Genomic DNA, 17,391 nt, shown 5'->3' with positions numbered 1-17,391 from the left:
TTGGGCACGAGATTATGTCACGCCATTTTCTGCCCCACCGGCAAGCGGAAGGCATGATTCACGGCAAAGCGGCCAAGTGTCCGGCATTGACGGAGATATCGGCTTTGAGCAGGTTATCGTGTTTTGCGCCATGAGATACAGACGCTCTTATCATACAGCAATTGCATTTCGACATCGGCCGAATAAGCCGGATTGTATAGCAGAGCCATGTCAATTTACCCTGCTGCAAACAGTCTTACAGATGCGTGCTCAAACCTTCAGTAATGCATAATCGGGTATCGGGCAGATGTTGGCAGAATCATGCGCGGCGAAGTGATGGTTCCGGCGCGTATTTGAGACGGCAAATAATTTTGTCTTCCAGCCGTCTGAACAACCGGTCTTTTTCCAGACGGCCTTTATCAAATATTTAAAAACAAACAGTCATCCGACATGCTTGAGATTGATGATTTTATTTTTTTCAGACGGCATAAATATAAAGGCTGTCTGAAAAAATAACTTGAATAAAAACCTTATTTCATTCAAATAAAAAGGAAAAGCTTCATGAACATCAACGGTCTGACCTAAGGCATCTCTCGCATCGGCTACCCTACTCACACCTTCAAATTACCGATAATTACAACCCTTATTTTGAAGCGGCCGCCATCAACGCGCTGGTGGTGCCGTTTGCTTCGCAAACACCGGTTTGTCCTGATTTTTTGAAAAACGTGTTCACCTGCGGCAACATCATCGGCGCACTGGCGGCATGCCGCACAAAGTGACCACCACCGGCTTGGTTAACTGCCTGACGCCGGCTGCGCAAACCGCCGGCCCGTACAATACTGTGCGCCGCGGTGCCGACGGCAAACCCGAAGGCGATATGTTTGGCGGCGAAAGTTTTGTGCGCGGAGTGCGATGTAAAGGTTTTGCGCCGGAAGGCAAAGCAGCTTTGGCGGCGGGCAATGGCGGCGTAGGAGTGCAATTGCGGCTTCATCGGTCGCAGCCGGCGTGGCGCGTTGACAGGCTGCTTGAAACAACACTATACCGATTTAATTGCCGAAACCAGCAGCAATGGCCCGCAAGGTTTCGATTTGATGGTCAACGCCATGCCGATGGGCATGTATGACGGTGTCCGATGCCGGTGGACGTCGGCCGCATGTCACCTGAAGCCTTTGTCGGCGATGTGGTGCTTCAAAGCGGAATGATTGCATTTTTGGCGGCGGCCAAAGCCAAAGACTGTATGATTCAGGTCGGCACCGATATGCTGTTTGAACAGATTCCTGTTTACTTGGAATACTTCGGCCTGCCGACCACCTGTGCGAAGTGGCACTGATTCAGTATTGATGATTTCAGACAGCCTGTGTTTGAGGTGAGTTTCAAAGTTGTCTGAAAATATTGTTTTTAAGTTGGGAACGGTGTTTTCGGAGAACAGTAGATTCTGCGTGATCCTTCCCGGCTCTTTTTCGCAGACGGGAAGGAAACAGATTATAACGGTTTTTCCAAAACAGCCGCAGTTGATAATGGGCGGCAAGCTGCCCCTGCCTTTTTCCTTGAGCGGAAAGGTCAGGATGTGGTGAATGCCGACGGCAACAGATATTATGTTCCCACGCTGGAAAATGTTCTCATCTGCCAATTTTTTCAGACAGCCATTATTCAGCTGCGGTAAGGCCGTCTGAAAACATGTCCAACAAGTTTGATAAGAAAAATACGGTTGATAAGGCGCAACCAAATGCCGCAAAATCATGAAATCAACGGCCGCAAGCTGCTCGACAGCCGCGGCGTGGGTACCTATCAGAAATTGGTGATTTTTCTCTGCTTCCTGATTGTGGTGATGGACGGCTTCGATGTAGTGATTATGGGCTTTGTGGGCTCCAGCCTGAAAGAAGTTTGGAATCCGTCAGCGACTTGTCGCCGGTATTGGGAGCCGCCCTTTTCGGCCTGCCTGACTGTCGGCTCTTTGGGTGACTGTTTCGACTGCCGCAAAATTTTGCCACAGGCGGCATCATGCCGATAGCGGCAACCTTGGTGAAGGAATATCTGCCCGAACACCGCAGCCTGCTGTTGGTGACCATCGTGTTTACCGGCTTTACTGCAGGAGCGGCGGGCGTCGGCATTCATGGACAGCCTGGGTGCGGAATATCTGTTGCTGTGTATTACATCGTTCTACATAGGCGCAGCGTTTAACAGCGGCGGCACCGGTATGAATGCCCTGTCAAGCAACTTTTTCCTATTAAGCTTCCGCACCTCCGGCAACAGCCGGATGCAGGGTATCGGCCGCATCAGTGCCATTATTTCTACTTTTGCCGGTACCCGGATGTTGAACGCGGGCTGGAATTTCCCTACCATGGCCTTGACCGTACCGGCTTTATTGATTTCCGTATCATTGGCCATCAAATATTTCCTCTACCGCAACCAACCTAAATGCAGAAGTTTGAATGCATTGGAATAAGCCGCTAAAATAGACCGGCTGAAATATGGTTTTCAGACAGCCTTACGTTATGCATTTTTGTCATAACCCTTAGAAAGGTTGTACATTTTAACTTAGCCGTTTTATCTACAAAATAATACAATTACAAAATATATCTGTACATCATTGGGTTTCTGATGATTGCCAGATCACTCAATAATATTTGGAGAAACTTATGGAAACCGCCAGCCGTACTATCAACGTGCAAAATTTCTTGAATGAAAATAAATTTTCCGGTTATCAATGGATGATTTTTATCATCTGCCTGCTGATTGCCTTCTTTGATGGCATGGATACGGCAGCCATCGGCTATGCCGCGCCAAGCCTGATCGGAGAATGGGGAATCGAAAAAAGCCGGTTGGCACCGGTTTTGAGCGCGGCTTTGTTCGGCTTGGCCATCGGTGCGGTGACATCGGGGCCATTGGCGGATAAATTCGGCCGAAAAATCGTACTTACTTCTTCTGTTTTAATCTTTGCAGGCTTTTGCGTGGCTTCGGCTTTTGCGCAGGATTTGACGCAAATGACCATTTTGCGCTTCATCACCGGCTTGGGCTTGGGAGCCGCCATGCCTAATGCAGTGGCAATGCTGTCCGAATACTGCCCCGATTACAAACGCGCTTTAATCCTGAACACCATGTATTGCGGTTTCCCGGTAGGTGCGGCGGCAGGTGGCTTCTTTGCTTCGTTTATCATTCCTGAATACGGCTGGCGCACGGCAATGCTCTGGTGCGGCCTGATTCCGCTGGTTTTGGGTGTATTGATGATTTTCATCATGCCGCGTTCGGCTTCGTTTTTGGTGTCTAAAAAGCAACCGGCTGAAAAAGTGCGTAAAATCTTGCAACGCATTAATCCGGAAGCTGCTTTGGGCAAGGCCGTGTTTGTGTTGTCTGAAAAGAATGCCGAACAAAAAACCGACAATCCGATAGCGATGGCATTAGGCAGCCACTTCCGCGCCGGTTCGATTTTGCTGTGGCTCTCTTATTTCAGTGGCCTGATTATCTTCTACGCCATGATCAACTGGATGCCGGTGTTGTTTAAAGAAGCGGATATGCCGCCCGAACTGGGACCGCGTGTTTCCGGCTTGTTCGCCTTGGGCGGTTTGGGCGCGATTGCCAGCGGTTACTTGATGGACCGCTTCAACGGCAACAAACTGATTGCTTTCCTGTCTTTCCTAACCGCTCTGTCTGTAGCCTGTATCGGCTGGTCGCTGGGTCAGGGCTTGGGTATGCTGATTGCGGTAGTATTGTTCGCCGGTGTGATGCAAAACACGGCGCAGGCCTCGCTACCTGCACTGGCTGCCGAATTCTATCCGACCGAATGCCGCGCCACCGGTGTGTCTTGGATGTTGGGTATCGGCCGCTTCGGTGCGATTGCCGGCACCTTCCTGACCGGTCAGTTGATTGCATGGAAACTGGATTTTGTCACCATCTTCGTGATTCTGGCCATTCCGTCGCTGGTGATGAGTGTATGTTTGCTGCTGAAACAAAAAATCTACGGCGGCAATTAAACCTATCTTTCAGACGGCCTTTATTCTTTAAGCCCGCCCGAACTGCCTCCTCCCTATTTTTCAGACGGCCTGTCCGCCCTATAAAGAAAACGACCAAGGCGCACCCACGAGCCTGATTATCGACTCTCTCCACTCGAAGCATGGTGCAACAAACAAATCGCCTCAAATGCCGGGCAGGCAGGCTGAAATCAGCGGCAATGCATTACGCGAAACCATCGAAAAAAGCCAATTACGCTTGACGGCGGCAGCAAAGTGACGATTGAAGACCCTTGCTGGCCGCCGTTGCCGGCTTTATTGGCGATTTTGCATTTGGAAGCTGTGCCTTTACATATGGATGATGGGAGTAGGCTGGTACCGGATCAGTTGGGCGATGGTTTTTCCATGATGATTCTGACGCCGCGTGCGCACAGCCTGACCAACGTTAATTACAGCTGCGCGCGTTGGCAGCAATAGCAGGCGTTTTTGAATCAACACGATGCCTTGTTAATTATCAATGACCATTGGGCGGCATTGAGCCAACAGCCTTTTTACGGTATGCTGTATTGGATCAGCAAAATCCTTCAGCATTTGACTTGGCTATGGCGAAGGCTTGATGGCGGAGCGATGAACGCGATTTCTGAAAACTGCCGTATCCGCCGCCAAACCTTGTTTGAATGGCTGAACCAAACACGGTATTTCCCTCTTGGGCAAAGACATCGAAGGTTTCCATACCTGGCCGCCTGTTGCGCATGAAGCGCAGGTGATTCAGTTTCTGATAGTGAGAAGCTGGGCGGTGCAAAGTTGCGCGACATTCCATTTTGCCAAACACGGTTCGATGCGTATTACGTTCAGCAATCCCGATCTGGCCGATTGCCCTCGTTTGGCTGATGATATTGCCGAAACGTTCAATACCGGCCGCAAAACCATTTATTAAGGCTGAACCTTTTACAAAACCCAAAGTTTGAGTGCGGTTCAAAGCGATAACCCCGCAGAACGCGCAAACATATCATTGAAGATGGCCGGCGTTCGGGACGTATGTCGCGCAGAAATCTGCCAAAGATGGGGATTTTATGAAATTTATCAGAGGGTAGAAAACAGCCGCGTTGCTGATCCGACAGATGCAGAAAAACAAGCCTGTAGCATCTCAAAAAGCGTATTCTCCTTCAAACCTTTATACGGCTTGGCCACATTAGCAAAATTCACAAGATGTCCGTTTCGGTATTGTCTTTAGTTGTCTTTCAAATACGGCAAATAACGTCGGCTTTTCCTGACAAGGCCGTCTGAAACCTTCTTGCCCGTTTCGTTTTCAGACGGCCTTTGGCTTTGTCGCAATGCTGTGCTTGAAAGCCTTGGAAAATAAAGCGATAATTCAAACCGTTTCCCTCATATTCACCATATCTTTAAAAGAAAGAAGGTACTGATGTCACAACTGGCAAATGCAATCCGCTTCCTTTCCGCAGACGCGGTACAAAAAGCCAATTCCGGCCACCCGGGTGCGCCGATGGGTATGGCTGAAATGGCCGAAGTATTGTGGACGCGATATCTCAACCACAATCCGGCCAATCCGAAATTCTACAACCGTGACCGTTTTGTTTTGTCTAACGGCCACGCGTCGATGATTTTATACAGCCTGTTGCACTTGACCGGTTACAACGTTTCAATTGAAGATTTGAAAAACTTCCGCCAGCTTCACAGCAAAACGCCGGGCCACCCCGAATACGGTTACACCGACGGCGTGGAAACCACCACCGGCCCGTTGGGGCAGGGTATTGCCAACGCAGTCGGTATGGCTCTGGCTGAAAAAATCTTGGCAGCCGAGTTTAACAAAGACGGTTTGGACATCGTTGATCACTACACTTATGTTTTCTTAGGCGACGGCTGCCTGATGGAAGGCGTGTCACACGAAGCCTGTTCTCTGGCTGGCACCTTGGGCTTGGGCAAGCTGATTGTTCTGTATGACGACAACAATATTTCCATCGACGGCAAAGTAGACGGCTGGTTCACCGAAGATATTCCGCAGCGCTTCGGAAGCTACGGCTGGCATGTTGTGCCGAATGTCAACGGACACGATACCGCTGCCATTCAGATGGCCATCGATGCTGCCCGTGCCGAAACCGGCAAACCTTCCATCATCTGCTGCAAAACCTTAATCGGTAAAGGTGCGGCGACCAAAGAAGGCAGTCACAAAACCCACGGCGCACCATTGGGCGCAGACGAAATCGAAGCCACACGCAAACATTTAGGCTGGCCGTATGCTGCGTTTGAAGTGCCGCAAGAAGTGTACGAAGGCTGGGATGCCAAAGAAAAAGGCGCGCAACTGGAAAACGAATGGAACAAACGCTTCGCCGAATATCAAAGCCGTTTCCCTGAAGAGGCAGCCGAATTCATACGCCGTATGGACAAAGAATTACCGAAAGACTTCGAGGCCTTTGTTCAGACGGCCTTGAAAGAAGTGTGTGACAAAGCCGAAACCATCGCCACCCGCAAAGCCAGCCAAAACAGCATTGAAATTTTGGCCAAAGTGTTGCCGGAATTTGTCGGCGGTTCGGCCGACCTGACGCCTTCCAACCTGACCGACTGGTCAGAAAGTAAAGCCGTGACCGCTGAAAACGGCGGCAATTATGTGCATTACGGCGTGCGCGAGTTCGGTATGGGCGCGATAATGAACGGCTTGGCCCTGCATGGCGGTGTGAGACCGTTTGGTGGGACTTTCTTAATGTTTAGCGAATACCAACGCAATGCCCTGCGCATGGCTGCTCTGATGAAAACCAACCCGATTTTCGTATTTACCCACGATTCCATCGGCTTGGGCGAAGACGGCCCGACCCATCAACCGGTCGAGCAAACCGCCACCTTGCGCCTGATTCCGAACATGGCCGTATGGCGTCCTTGCGACACGGCTGAATCTCTGGTGGCATGGGCGGAAGCGGTTAAAGCCGCCGACCACCCGAGCAGCCTGATTTTCAGCCGCCAAAATCTGAAATTCCTGCAGCGCAACAACAGGCAGCTGGATAACATCCAACGCGGCGGCTATGTCATCAGCGAAGCCCAAGGCGCAGCAGAAGCCGTGATTATCGCCACCGGTTCGGAAGTAGAATTGGCCTTGAATGCACAAGCCGTTTTGGCCGGAGAAGGCATCGCCGTGCGCGTGGTTTCCATGCCGTCAACTAATGTTTTCGACCGCCAAGATGCCGCTTACCAAGCCAGCGTGTTGCCACACAACCTGCCGCGTGTGGCCGTAGAAGCGGGTGTGACCGACGGTTGGTACAAATATGTCGGCTTAAACGGTAAAGTTGTCGGCATTGACCGCTTCGGCGAATCGGCTCCGGCTGAATTATTGTTTAAAGAATTCGGCTTAACTATCAAAAATGTAGCAGATACTGTGAAATCTGTTTTGTAATGGAAGATAGATTGAAGAAAAGCCGTCTGAAACATTTCAGACGGCCTTTTGTCTTGAAAACGAAGGTTAAAAGTCACAATCAAGCAGTATTCTCCGCCATCTTTGGTGTATAGCCTGCTAACTTAAAAATGAGTACAAATTTTTCTCATGCCGTCTGAAACCTGAAATCCGTCACTCCCGAACAGGCGGGAATCCGGAACGTGGGTTTTCAGTAATTTTTTACAGGTTCCCGTCCAGACGGAACCGGATTCCCGCCTGTGCGGGAATGACGGCATTTGGATATTTCTGTGCCCGTTATTTAGTGAAACAGCTATAGGTTACATAAGGCGGTAATTAATATCGATGTCGTGTGTGCAAGGCAACGCCGTCGGCTTCGTAAACCACCACACCACCGATGGCTGCGCGCGCATCCGTCAAATTACGGGTGGCTTCGGTTTGGCCTTAAATTATCACGTGTTTGCCGATTTTTTTCAAAATTAATGCGCACATGTCGGTCGTTGAACAATAATTTCGCGCCGGTATATACCAAGCCTTCTTTATGCACGCGTTGGCGGCACCGTTTTTTTTCCAAACCTTGCACAAGGGTGTTGTCTGTACCAGGATTGTTCCTGATGCTTAACCAAAATGATACGCGGCCGCATTTCTGCCGACGGCAAAATGCCGGAAGGCATACGATGGTCTTTTAAATTGGCCTATAAGAAACATTGCCGTGTCCATCATGGTGCCGATGAGTTTGCCTGCTGGAAGCAGCATATCAACGGTATTGAATCTTTCCGGAATTATGCCAAAGGACGGCTGTATAAACTTTATGGTATTCCGAAAGATATGTTCATCTGTATTTAAAAGAGACGGAATTTAGGTTTAACCGCCGTCATGAAAATTTAGGTAAAATATTAGAGTATGTTTTCATTTTATTGTAGGGCATCTTTTCGGCATAAAAACCCGTCTGCTGCATTGGACATGCGCGCAAGATATCCGACTTTATTGCGCCGGTTGGTTTGACTGGCGCGCAGCGTGTAAAACCGTCCTCTCTGAATATCGCCTACTGCTATTGGGAATAAGAACATCAAACAATATATGGGTTGTTATAAGAAAAATATAAACATAAAATCGGGTTATTTCAAAGTATCTTTATTAAGGCGTGTCCTCATTTTGTCTGAGTAGCAGATTTCCGAGCAGAAAATCGCGCATAGTACTGGTGACTTCGACAAAAACAAACACCGGGGTAAAATTGACATCACCATCCCGGTAAAAACTCTGCAAACCGACTCTCAACATTTTGCCGGCCACTTGAAATCGTCTGATTTGTTCCGTACTGAGAAATTCCCGGAAATGCACTTTGTTTCGACTAAATCCAACTACGTCGGCAAAACTGACTTATGCTGACGGTAACCTGACTCTGTTGCCCCTGTAAAACTGAAAACCGAGAAATTCAACTGCTGCAACAGTCTGATGGCGAAAGCCGAAGTATGCAGTAGCGATTTCCCTACTGCCATCAACTGCGCCAAATGGACATGAACGATTTTGCTGACAGCGGCATAACCAAAAAAATGAAATTAGATATCCGAATTGAAGCCGTGAAACAATAATCCGGTTCAATAACAGATGAAGCCGTCTGAAAGAAATATGCGCTTTCAGACGGTCTTTTACGTTTTCTTTTACGTTTTTCACACATAAAAAGACGATAATAACCTATTCGGCATTTATCCTAACTACATTCCTAATCAATAGGAAACGCACATGAATAATTTAACTAAAGCTACCCTAGGCGCACTGTTGCTGTGCACCGCTTTTGCTGCCCAAGCCGAAACCCGCGCTGTGATTGAGACCAATCTGGGCAAAATCGAATTGTCGCTTGATGAAGCCAAAGCACCGAAAACCGTAGCCAACTTCGTCAACTATGCCGAAAAAGGCTTTTACAACAACACGATTTTTCACCGGGTGATTGATAATTTTATGATTCAAGGTGGTGGTTTCACCGAAAACATGGTGCAAAAAGACACCGATAAAGCGATTGCCAACGAAGCTGATAACGGCTTGAAAAATACCGTCGGCACCATCGCCATGGCACGCACCGCCAATCCGAATTCAGCCACCAGCCAATTTTTTATCAACACCGCCGATAATGATTTCTTAAACTTCAAAAGCCCGACACCGCAAGGTTACGGCTATGCGGTTTTCGGTAAAGTCACTGCCGGCATGGACGTGGTGAACAAAATCAGCAAAGTGCAAACCGCCACCCGCGGTTTCCATCAAAATGTGCCGGTGAAACCGGTAGTAATTCAAAAAGTGAGCGTTATCAAGTAAAGTAATAAAAAAGGTAAAGTAATAAAAAAGGCTGTCTGAATTTCAGACGGCCTTTTTCGTGAACAGCAATTAATTTGGCAACAAATAAACACTGACATAATCGCCTTCGCTAACCGTTTTTCCGGCGGGTACTTCACACAACGCATCGGCGGCTGTGCAAGTTCTCAACATCGCGCTGCTTTGGTTCGGGAGTAATTTCACCACCGTTTCGCCTACTTCAACATTTTCTAATACCACACGTAAAAATTCGCGGCGTTTGATGGCTTTTTTGGTTTGGAACGCTGCTTTGGCCGTCACTTTAGGCAATTGCCAATGCCGCGCCTGTTTGCCTGCTAGTTTGTTCAACACCGGCAGCAACAGCATATTCGATGTGGCAAATGCCGCTACGGGATTACCCGGCAAAATGAAAACTTTGCATGCGCCGATATGCCCCCATGCAAACGGTTTGCCCGGTTTAATGGCTAAGGTGTGCATGGCCAGCGAGCCGATGTGCTCAATCGCTTGTTTCAGATAATCTGCCTCACCCACCGACGCCCCGCCACTGGTGATGACCACATCGGATTGCCCAGCTGCGGCAGCCAAGGCAGCTTCAGTTTGCGTCAAGTCATCAGGCAAAATACCGCCGTCGCTCACTTGCAAACCCAATTCTTGCAGCCAAGCCAGCAGTTGATAGCGGTTGGCATCGTAGATTTGGCCGTCTGAAAGCGTGTGGCCGGGCTCAACCAACTCATTACCGGTAGAGAACACCTGCACTTTCAAAGGTTCGTAAACCGTCAGCTCCGCATAGCCTTGCGAAGCGGCCAAGCCCAACGCTGCCATGTTTAATTTGGTGCCTTGTGCCAGTAATTCCTGACCAACTTCGATTTCTTCGGCTTTCAGGCGCATGTTTTGGCCGGCTTGAATTTCAGCGTTCACCAACAAACGATTGCCATCGGTTTCGGTTTGCTCCTGCATCACCACGGCGGTGGTGTTGGGCGGCAACGGCGCGCCGGTAAAAATGCGTACTGCTTCGCCTTCGGCTAAAGGATTTTGTGCCGTTTCCCCGGCCTGAATGCGGCCGGTAATGCGAAATTCGCGCAAACTGCCTTCAGAATCGCACACGGCGTAACCATCCATCGCACTGTTGTCGAACATCGGACTGGGATATTTCGCACTCAGCCTTTGCGCCAAAATCCGGTTGGCCGCCTCAGCCAAAGGCAGCCTCACCGTTTTCAGACGGCATTCGTGCTGTTCCAACAAAGCCGCTCGGGCTGTTTCAAAATCGATCATCATGCTTCTTTCAAATCTTCAGGCGTGTTGTAATTCACAAAATATTTATCCGAATCGAAATTAACCGCTCTGGCACGCTGCTGCTGGAGCCAGCCGCGTATCGTACGCATGCCGGCATAAAGATACGGCACAGTGCTTTGCAGAATCTGCGGCCGGATAAACATAATACTGTATTGCGGACGCTCGGGGGTTTCGACATAAAACGCATTACATAAAGGCGTGCGCTTGGCGACCGATAAAAAGTGTTCCACCAAATCATGCGGCAGCTTCGGCATATCACAAGATACAATCAAAAGCCAATCGGCCTTAGCCAGCTGCAAATCATTGGCCGCCGTACACAAAGCCGCTAAAGGGCCTAAGTGATGCCATTGGCGCGCATCGGCAAAAACATGCGGGCTGCGGCAGGCGTATTCTTCCAAATTACGGTTGGCGCTGATGGCAATGTGTGCGACCTGCGGCTTAATCCGCCCGATGACATGATCAATCAAAGGTTTACCCTGCCATCCGACCAAGCCTTTATCTATACCTCCCATACGGCTGCCCTGTCCGCCTGCAAGGATAAGTGCGTAAGTTTTCATGGTGTGTCCCATTGCTGTGCGGCCGCTTGGTCGCTCTGTTTGGCTTCTACCCAGCGTTCGAGGCCGTCTGAAAACGTTTCTTTTTTCCAAAAAGGTGCTTCGGTTTTCAAATAATCCATAATGAATCCGGCAGCGGCAAAGGCGGCTTTGCGGTGTTCCGAAGCGGCCAAAACCAAAACGATTTGTTCATCGGCACGCAATTCGCCCACGCGGTGGATAATGGTGCAGGCAGTCAGCGGCCAACGTTCGGATGCCGTTTGGACAATGCGCTTGATTTCGTTTTCCGTGACTTCTGGGAAATGCTCGAGAAACAGGTTGGCCAAAGGTGTGGCGGTATCACGGTCGCGCACCAAGCCGACAAAACCAACCACCGAGCCGGTATTGCTGCCACGGGTAAGCAACAAACCGTATTCCTGCTGCAACTGAAAATCCTGCGTTTGGATTCGGATATCGACCTGCATATCAACCCCCTGTCACCGGTGGTAACAAGCCGACTTCGGCACCATCAGGAATATTGGTTTCCCAGGTGCTGATTTTTTTATCCACCACCAAACGGAAAATATTGCCGAGGGCCAATGCTTCTGCCCAGTCGCCACCACGCGCGTGCAGCAAGGCCAGCAAATCATGGCCGTTACCGCCCTGCCATTCGATTTGTTCTTGGACGGTTTGTAATTTTTGTTTTAAAACACCGAAATATAAAATGGTAATCATGCGAAATTTTCTAGAGTGGTTTCGCAGGCCGTCTGAAAAGCTGATATCTTAAAGCCTGCAAAATGTTCATATGAATTGAATTTTATCATGACTGAATTTTACACGAATCCGCATTAAATTCTAGCCGATAAATACATTTCTTTGCATTATTGTGATTTAGACCAAACAATGCTATTTTACGACATCATTTTATTGCCCTTATCATGAACAGATTAACCCAATTTTCAGACGGCCCCAGCCTTTCTGCACGGCTCAAATTCCTGACCGTATTGTGGGTCAGTTCCGCTTTGTTTTCGGTCGTTCTCACCTTAATTCTGTCGTGGCGGCTGGAAAATGCCGGCACAGCCATCAATTATGCCGGTAGCTTGCGCATGCAGACTTACCGCCTGACGTATCTGGTGCATGAAAAAGAGCCTGTCGAACATGTGCGCCAACAGATTCAAGCTTTTGAAGAAACCTTACTGAAGGTCAGCCAAAACGATGTGATTAAACCGCTGCTGCCTTCGATTTCTGCCAATCCGATGAATTTCACCAAAGTTCAATCGAGCCTGATGAATGATTGGAAACAAAAAATCCGCCCGTCGTTAGAAGCGTACCAACTGCCTGATAATAAAGATTTATACCGCTTTTCCGGTAATTTGAATTTGCTTGTCCAGGCCTTGGAAAATGCCAACGAAGAAAACACGCAATGGCTGCGCCGCTTTCAGATGGCCTTAATTTTGATGATTTTTGTAGCCGCCGGTTTTATGATTAGTTTGCACTATGCATGGATTATCCGTCCGCTGGAAGCCTTGAGTGCCGGTGTAAGAGCCATCGGGCGCGGCGAATTCGGCACGGAAATCAATACCGACTATATCCGCGAGTTCTCCCAAGTCAATAAAGGCTTTAATCAGATGAGCACCAGCTTGAAAACCCTTTATACCGATTTGGAAGGCCAAGTTGCCCGCCAAACAGAAGACCTCGAACGGCAAAACCGCGATCTGGCGCTGCTCTACCAAACCACCCGGGATTTACACCAAATCCACCAACCCAAAACCGCCGCGACTAAATTTTTAGGCTGTACCCTGCCTGCCGTTGCCGCCATTGCGGGCAGCGTACATCTGTTTGATGCCGAACACAAACGCTCCGATTTGGTGGCGAGCCTGGGATTGCCGGAAGATTCACAAGCCGAACCTTATGCCGATTTGGACAGCGGTTTTTCCGATTCAATCGAAAACCCGCCACTGCTTGATCCCAACAGCAAGCACAAAGGCCGCCTGGTTGCCTTGGATCATCCGCGTTTCGAGCAGATGGCCGTGTTCCCGATTACTTATAAAGAAAAAGAACTTGGCCTATTTACGCTGTATTTTTCAGACAGCCATACCTTAAACCAAAGCGACCACGAATTACTGCAAACCTTAAGCAGCCAATTAGGCGTGTCGATTGCCAATAGCCGCTTTGAGCAGGAGCGCCGTTTGTTGGCTGTTTTGCAGGAACGTAACCTAATCGCCCAAGGTTTGCACGACAGCATTGCGCAAACGCTGACCTTTTTAAATTTACAGCTGCAAATGCTCGAAAGCGCGTACAATGCCGATCAGAAAGAACAAGTCGAAGAAAACATCCGTTTCATCAAAGACGGCGTGCAGGAATGTTATGACGATGTACGTGAGCTGCTGCTCAATTTCCGTACCAAAATCAGCAATAAAGACTTCCCTGAAGCAGTATCGGCGCTCTTAGCCCGATTTGAGCAGCAAACGCAGATTGAAGTGAACACCACATGGATTGAAGAAGGCGGCTGGCTCAACCATGACGAGCAGCTGCAAATCATCTTTATTTTGCAGGAAAGCTTATCGAATATCCGAAAACACGCACAGGCGGATAAAGTGGAAGTGAGCCTGATTAACCGTCAAGATTTTACCTTGAAAATAAGCGACGACGGCATCGGCTTCGACACCCGCACCATCGACAGTCTGTCGGAGGAGCACGTCGGGCTGGGTATTATGCAGGAACGCGCCCACCGCATCGACGCCGTGTTGGATGTCGTCTCCCGGCCGAATAAAGGAACCACTGTAACCTTAGTGTTACCGCAACATAAGAGAACTGCCTCATGAGTATTCAAATCATCTTGATTGACGACCACACCCTGTTCCGTAGCGGCATCAAAGCCCTGCTTTCCCGCCAAAGTGATTTCGAAGTCATCGGCGAGGCTTCAGACGGCCTCTCCGGGGTAAAATTATTCGAACAGCAAAAGCCGGATATTGTCTTATTAGACTTGGATATGCCGGTCATGAACGGCCGCGAAGCCTTGGCACAGATTTTGAGTGCTAATCCCAACCAAACCGTGATTATGCTTACCGTTTCCGAAGACAGCGACGATTTAACCGAATGCATGCGCATTGGCGCACGCGGTTTCCTATTGAAAAACATCAACGCCGATTTCCTGCTCGACAGCATCCGCAAAGCAGTCGACGGTGATAATGTGTTCTCACCGGAAATGACCTCGCGCTTGGTACAATCGTTGATTTCGCCTGCTGCGCCACGTGCCGATGTAGCCTTATCCGCGCTCACGCCGCGCGAATTGGAAATTTTGGGCTATCTGGCGGCTGGACACAGCAACAAAGTCATCGCCCGCCATTTAGATTTGGCTGAATCGACCATTAAAGTGCATGTGCAGAATATCTTGCGCAAACTCAACTTAAGCAGCCGCGTACAGGCAGCGGTTTATGCGGTACAGCACAAAGTGCCGCAACCTGAAGGCATTTAAGCAGAAGACCATCGGCAAATGGTATTTGGCAAGCCCGAATCAGGAATGGGCGATTGGGCAATAGTATTTAGGGGCTAATCTACCTCAACCCCTAGAAATATTGCCCAAGACATAAAGGTTTATGCTGATAAAAGTTATGACAGCAAAGCCGACTGAGTGCTTCTTCACAGCAAAAGGCCTTCAGACGGCATGATGCGTAAAGCACACAGAGACCGTCCGTTAACCGAAGAAGATAAAGGCAGGAATAAACAACTGTCGAAAACGCGTTATGTGGTGGAACAGTGTTTCGGGACGCTGCGCCGTACATTCCGATACAACCGTGCTTCTTATTTCGGATTGCTGAAAGTCGCAGCACAAAGTCATTTGAAAATGATTTGTGTCAACTTACTAAAGGCTGCCAACAGGCTTCATGTGCCTGTTATGGCTTGAAAGGGTAAAATACGTTCTAAAAATGGGGAATACGGGGGCGATAGGTCGTTGGATTTGATTAGGATTTTGCAAAGGTATCAGGCCGTCTGAATTTTCAGACGGCCTTGCTATTAGGGCTAGACAGCGGTTAAATCGCTGCTTAATGCCTGTTATTTTTTCTTCTGTGCCGGCAGGTCGGTACAGATACCCAATGCTACTTCGGCAGCCATACCGATGGATTCGCCCAAGGTTGGATGCGGATGGATGGTTTTACCGATATCTTCGGCATCGCAGCCCATCTCAATGGCCAAACAGATTTCACCGATCATATCGCCTCCATTCGGACCGACAATACCGCCACCGATAATCAAGCCGGTTTCGGCGTCAAAAATCAGTTTGGTAAAACCGTTATCGCAGCCATTGGCAATCGCACGACCGGAAGCTGCCCAAGGGAAGTTGGCCTTGATGATTTTACGGCCTTCTGCTTTGGCAGACAATTCGGTTACACCGACCCAAGCCACTTCGGGCGCGGTATAGGCTACGCCCGGAATCACGCGTGCGTCGAAGAATGCTTTGTGACCTGCACAGTTTTCTGCGGCAACGTGGCCTTCGTGTACGGCTTTGTGTGCCAACATAGGTTGGCCAACAATATCACCGATGGCGTAGATGTGCGGCACATTGGTGCGCATTTGTTTGTCGACTTCGATAAAGCCGCGATCGCTTACAGCCACACCGGCTTTTTCCGCACCAATCAGCTTACCGTTAGGCGCACGGCCTGCGGCCACCAGTACGGCATCATAGCGTTGCGGCTCTTTAGGCGCATTTGTACCTTCGAAAGTCACATACACACCGTCTTCCTTAGGCTCGACGGCTACAGTTTTGGTGTTGATCATTATGTTGTCGAAACGGTATTCGTTGGCTTTTTGCCATACTTTCACCAAATCGCGGTCGGCGCCTTGCATCAGGCCGTCCATCATTTCGACCACATCTAAACGTGTGCCTAATGTGCTGTACACCGTACCCATTTCCAAACCGATGATACCGCCACCGATAATCAACATTTTGCCCGGCACTTTTTTTAGTGCCAATGCGCCGGTTGAGTCGAAAATCCGTGGGTCTTCAGGAATGAACGGCAATTTGGTCACGCGGCTGCCCGCGGCGATGATACAGTTTTTAAACGCAACGGTTTTTTTCTCACCGGTTTGAGTGGCTTGCTCATATTCGTCGCTGGTGGTTAAAGCGACTTCCATGTGGTTCGGGCCGACAAATTGGCCTTCCCCTTGAATCACGTCCACTTTACGGCTTTTAGCCATGCCTTTCAGACCGGTAGTCAAACGGTTCACCACGCCTTCTTTGTAATTGCGCAGCATATCGATATCCAATTCAGGCTCGGGATATTTAATACCGTTGGCTGCCAAGTGGCGCACTTCGTCAATCACGGCAGCATTATGCAGCAAGGCTTTTGAAGGAATACAGCCGACATTCAGGCAGACACCGCCTAAAGTGCTGTAACGCTCAACAATAGCGACTTTCAAGCCTTCGTCAGCTGCGGCAAAAGCAGCAGAATAGCCGCCGGGACCGCCACCCAATACCACGACATCGTATTCGGCATCAGCCGTACCGGCAAATTGTGCAGCTTGTGGGGCCGTCGCAGCTTGTTTCGGTGCTTCTTGTGCCGGTGAGGCAGTTCCAACTTTAGGTGCTTCTGCTTTTAGTGCTTCGGCAGACGTACCTTCTGCTTCGATGACGGCAATTATGCCGCCTTCGGAAATTTTGTCACCGACTTTGACCTTAACTTCTTTTACCACACCTGCCACTTCGGCAGGTACGTCCATGGTCGCCTTATCAGTTTCTAAGGTAATCAGCGTGTCTTCCAGCGCGACGATGTCGCCGGCTTTGATTTCTACGGCGATAATATCTACGTTTTCGTGACCGCCGATGTCGGGCACTTTCAATTCGATTAAGCTCATCTTTAACCTTTCTTATTTATTAGTTTTCAGACGGCCTTTTCACAGGGGAAATAAATATCCGATTCTACGGATATTT

Annotated in this window: 19 protein-coding genes and 2 pseudogenes; 14 read left to right on the top strand and 7 right to left on the bottom strand. The window is 49.3% G+C overall.

Annotation, left to right across the window (positions count from 1 at the left end):
• Positions 1-622: 622 nt before the first annotated feature.
• Positions 623-970, bottom strand: a complete 348-nt coding sequence (locus tag C7N83_RS15550) for a hypothetical protein (RefSeq protein WP_245911067.1) — start codon at positions 968-970, stop codon at positions 623-625.
• 141 nt (positions 971-1,111) lie between these two features.
• Between C7N83_RS15550 and C7N83_RS15545 the strand changes: the two genes are divergently transcribed.
• The 6 genes from C7N83_RS15545 to C7N83_RS00565 all read left to right on the top strand — a co-directional run bounded on the left by C7N83_RS15545 (position 1,112) and on the right by C7N83_RS00565 (position 4,403).
• Complete coding sequence (locus tag C7N83_RS15545) at positions 1,112-1,309, top strand: hypothetical protein (RefSeq protein WP_245911066.1); 198 nt, start codon at positions 1,112-1,114, stop codon at positions 1,307-1,309.
• Positions 1,310-1,705: 396 nt separating this feature from the next.
• Entirely contained in the window at positions 1,706-1,990 is a 285-nt protein-coding gene (locus C7N83_RS15540) for a hypothetical protein (RefSeq protein ID WP_245911065.1), read from the top strand.
• Positions 1,981-2,160, top strand: a complete 180-nt coding sequence (locus C7N83_RS15535) for a hypothetical protein (RefSeq protein WP_245911064.1) — start codon at positions 1,981-1,983, stop codon at positions 2,158-2,160. The genes C7N83_RS15540 and C7N83_RS15535 overlap by 10 nt, the downstream gene beginning before the upstream one ends.
• A 16-nt stretch (positions 2,161-2,176) precedes the next feature.
• The gene (locus tag C7N83_RS15530; protein ID WP_245911063.1) at positions 2,177-2,425 is read left to right on the top strand and encodes a hypothetical protein; all 249 of its coding nucleotides are present in this window, start codon (positions 2,177-2,179) and stop codon (positions 2,423-2,425) included.
• Between the two features lie 193 nt (positions 2,426-2,618).
• On the top strand, positions 2,619-3,950 hold the full coding sequence (locus tag C7N83_RS00570; protein WP_106739862.1) for an MFS transporter: 1,332 nt from the start codon (positions 2,619-2,621) through the stop codon (positions 3,948-3,950).
• Between the two features lie 252 nt (positions 3,951-4,202).
• The gene (locus C7N83_RS00565; RefSeq protein ID WP_106739860.1) at positions 4,203-4,403 is read left to right on the top strand and encodes a hypothetical protein; all 201 of its coding nucleotides are present in this window, start codon (positions 4,203-4,205) and stop codon (positions 4,401-4,403) included.
• Positions 4,404-4,497: 94 nt separating this feature from the next.
• On the opposite strand, the gene C7N83_RS14115 is transcribed toward C7N83_RS00565, so the two are convergent.
• Positions 4,498-4,905: a hypothetical protein gene (locus C7N83_RS14115; RefSeq protein WP_146135063.1), complete on the bottom strand. Its 408-nt coding sequence runs from the start codon at positions 4,903-4,905 to the stop codon at positions 4,498-4,500.
• A gap of 444 nt (positions 4,906-5,349) precedes the next feature.
• Here C7N83_RS14115 and tkt point away from each other — a divergent pair, with 444 nt between their 5' ends.
• From tkt to C7N83_RS00545, 5 genes and pseudogenes are all read left to right on the top strand, one after another.
• Positions 5,350-7,329: a transketolase gene (tkt, locus tag C7N83_RS00555; RefSeq protein ID WP_106739857.1), complete on the top strand. Its 1,980-nt coding sequence runs from the start codon at positions 5,350-5,352 to the stop codon at positions 7,327-7,329.
• 342 nt (positions 7,330-7,671) lie between these two features.
• Positions 7,672-7,809, top strand: coding sequence for a hypothetical protein (locus tag C7N83_RS14405; RefSeq protein ID WP_170064746.1), 138 nt, complete (start codon positions 7,672-7,674; stop codon positions 7,807-7,809).
• A gap of 103 nt (positions 7,810-7,912) precedes the next feature.
• A pseudogene (locus tag C7N83_RS15525) lies at positions 7,913-8,249 on the top strand (IS1595 family transposase); the annotation flags it as partial.
• Positions 8,250-8,496: 247 nt separating this feature from the next.
• Positions 8,497-8,715, top strand: a complete 219-nt coding sequence (locus C7N83_RS16850) for a YceI family protein (protein ID WP_106739855.1) — start codon at positions 8,497-8,499, stop codon at positions 8,713-8,715.
• Between the two features lie 354 nt (positions 8,716-9,069).
• Positions 9,070-9,636: a peptidylprolyl isomerase gene (locus C7N83_RS00545; protein ID WP_106739854.1), complete on the top strand. Its 567-nt coding sequence runs from the start codon at positions 9,070-9,072 to the stop codon at positions 9,634-9,636.
• 69 nt (positions 9,637-9,705) lie between these two features.
• Here the strand turns inward: C7N83_RS00545 and C7N83_RS00540 are convergent, their stop codons facing one another.
• Genes C7N83_RS00540 through C7N83_RS00525 form a run of 4 tightly spaced genes read right to left on the bottom strand, consistent with a single transcriptional unit; the run spans position 9,706 to position 12,194 of the window.
• Positions 9,706-10,908: a molybdopterin molybdotransferase MoeA gene (locus C7N83_RS00540; protein WP_245911062.1), complete on the bottom strand. Its 1,203-nt coding sequence runs from the start codon at positions 10,906-10,908 to the stop codon at positions 9,706-9,708.
• On the bottom strand, positions 10,905-11,483 hold the full coding sequence (gene mobA / locus C7N83_RS00535; RefSeq protein ID WP_106739850.1) for a molybdenum cofactor guanylyltransferase MobA: 579 nt from the start codon (positions 11,481-11,483) through the stop codon (positions 10,905-10,907). Before mobA ends, C7N83_RS00540 begins: the two co-directional genes overlap by 4 nt.
• On the bottom strand, positions 11,480-11,944 hold the full coding sequence (locus tag C7N83_RS00530; protein ID WP_106739848.1) for a molybdenum cofactor biosynthesis protein MoaE: 465 nt from the start codon (positions 11,942-11,944) through the stop codon (positions 11,480-11,482). The genes mobA and C7N83_RS00530 overlap by 4 nt, the downstream gene beginning before the upstream one ends.
• 1 nt (position 11,945) lies before the next feature.
• On the bottom strand, positions 11,946-12,194 hold the full coding sequence (locus C7N83_RS00525; protein ID WP_106739846.1) for a MoaD/ThiS family protein: 249 nt from the start codon (positions 12,192-12,194) through the stop codon (positions 11,946-11,948).
• 203 nt (positions 12,195-12,397) lie between these two features.
• On the opposite strand from C7N83_RS00525, the gene C7N83_RS00520 reads away from it, so the two are divergent.
• The 3 genes and pseudogenes from C7N83_RS00520 to C7N83_RS00510 all read left to right on the top strand — a co-directional run.
• Positions 12,398-14,284, top strand: coding sequence for a histidine kinase (locus C7N83_RS00520; RefSeq protein WP_106739845.1), 1,887 nt, complete (start codon positions 12,398-12,400; stop codon positions 14,282-14,284).
• A complete protein-coding gene (locus C7N83_RS00515; RefSeq protein WP_106739843.1) occupies positions 14,281-14,937 on the top strand; it encodes a response regulator in 657 nt (218 codons plus the stop codon). Before C7N83_RS00520 ends, C7N83_RS00515 begins: the two co-directional genes overlap by 4 nt.
• A gap of 117 nt (positions 14,938-15,054) precedes the next feature.
• A pseudogene (locus C7N83_RS00510) lies at positions 15,055-15,366 on the top strand (transposase); the annotation flags it as partial.
• A 149-nt stretch (positions 15,367-15,515) separates the two neighbouring features.
• Here the strand turns inward: C7N83_RS00510 and lpdA are convergent.
• Positions 15,516-17,315, bottom strand: coding sequence for a dihydrolipoyl dehydrogenase (gene lpdA, locus C7N83_RS00505; RefSeq protein ID WP_106739839.1), 1,800 nt, complete (start codon positions 17,313-17,315; stop codon positions 15,516-15,518).
• Positions 17,316-17,391: the final 76 nt, after the last annotated feature.

Origin of the sequence: Neisseria iguanae (assembly GCF_003013245.1) — a bacterium.
In the GTDB taxonomy this organism is placed as follows: domain Bacteria; phylum Pseudomonadota; class Gammaproteobacteria; order Burkholderiales; family Neisseriaceae; genus Neisseria; species Neisseria iguanae.
Note: the sequence above shows the minus strand (reverse complement) of the source record. Positions and strands in the feature narration are given on the sequence as shown.

Excerpts from the sequence above, each read along its gene's own strand:
- C7N83_RS15550 (WP_245911067.1), bottom strand. The coding sequence starts at position 970 with ATGAAGCCGCAATTGCACTCCTACGCCGCCATTGCCCGCCGCCAAAGC.
- C7N83_RS15545 (WP_245911066.1), top strand. The coding sequence starts at position 1,112 with ATGCCGGTGGACGTCGGCCGCATGTCACCTGAAGCCTTTGTCGGCGAT.
- C7N83_RS15540 (WP_245911065.1), top strand. The coding sequence starts at position 1,706 with ATGCCGCAAAATCATGAAATCAACGGCCGCAAGCTGCTCGACAGCCGC.
- C7N83_RS15535 (WP_245911064.1), top strand. The coding sequence starts at position 1,981 with ATGCCGATAGCGGCAACCTTGGTGAAGGAATATCTGCCCGAACACCGC.
- C7N83_RS15530 (WP_245911063.1), top strand. The coding sequence starts at position 2,177 with ATGAATGCCCTGTCAAGCAACTTTTTCCTATTAAGCTTCCGCACCTCC.
- C7N83_RS00570 (WP_106739862.1), top strand. The coding sequence starts at position 2,619 with ATGGAAACCGCCAGCCGTACTATCAACGTGCAAAATTTCTTGAATGAA.
- tkt (WP_106739857.1), top strand. The coding sequence starts at position 5,350 with ATGTCACAACTGGCAAATGCAATCCGCTTCCTTTCCGCAGACGCGGTA.
- C7N83_RS14405 (WP_170064746.1), top strand. The coding sequence starts at position 7,672 with ATGTCGTGTGTGCAAGGCAACGCCGTCGGCTTCGTAAACCACCACACC.
- C7N83_RS00545 (WP_106739854.1), top strand. The coding sequence starts at position 9,070 with ATGAATAATTTAACTAAAGCTACCCTAGGCGCACTGTTGCTGTGCACC.
- C7N83_RS00540 (WP_245911062.1), bottom strand. The coding sequence starts at position 10,908 with ATGATGATCGATTTTGAAACAGCCCGAGCGGCTTTGTTGGAACAGCAC.
- mobA (WP_106739850.1), bottom strand. The coding sequence starts at position 11,483 with ATGAAAACTTACGCACTTATCCTTGCAGGCGGACAGGGCAGCCGTATG.
- C7N83_RS00530 (WP_106739848.1), bottom strand. The coding sequence starts at position 11,944 with ATGCAGGTCGATATCCGAATCCAAACGCAGGATTTTCAGTTGCAGCAG.
- C7N83_RS00525 (WP_106739846.1), bottom strand. The coding sequence starts at position 12,194 with ATGATTACCATTTTATATTTCGGTGTTTTAAAACAAAAATTACAAACC.
- C7N83_RS00520 (WP_106739845.1), top strand. The coding sequence starts at position 12,398 with ATGAACAGATTAACCCAATTTTCAGACGGCCCCAGCCTTTCTGCACGG.
- C7N83_RS00515 (WP_106739843.1), top strand. The coding sequence starts at position 14,281 with ATGAGTATTCAAATCATCTTGATTGACGACCACACCCTGTTCCGTAGC.
- lpdA (WP_106739839.1), bottom strand. The coding sequence starts at position 17,315 with ATGAGCTTAATCGAATTGAAAGTGCCCGACATCGGCGGTCACGAAAAC.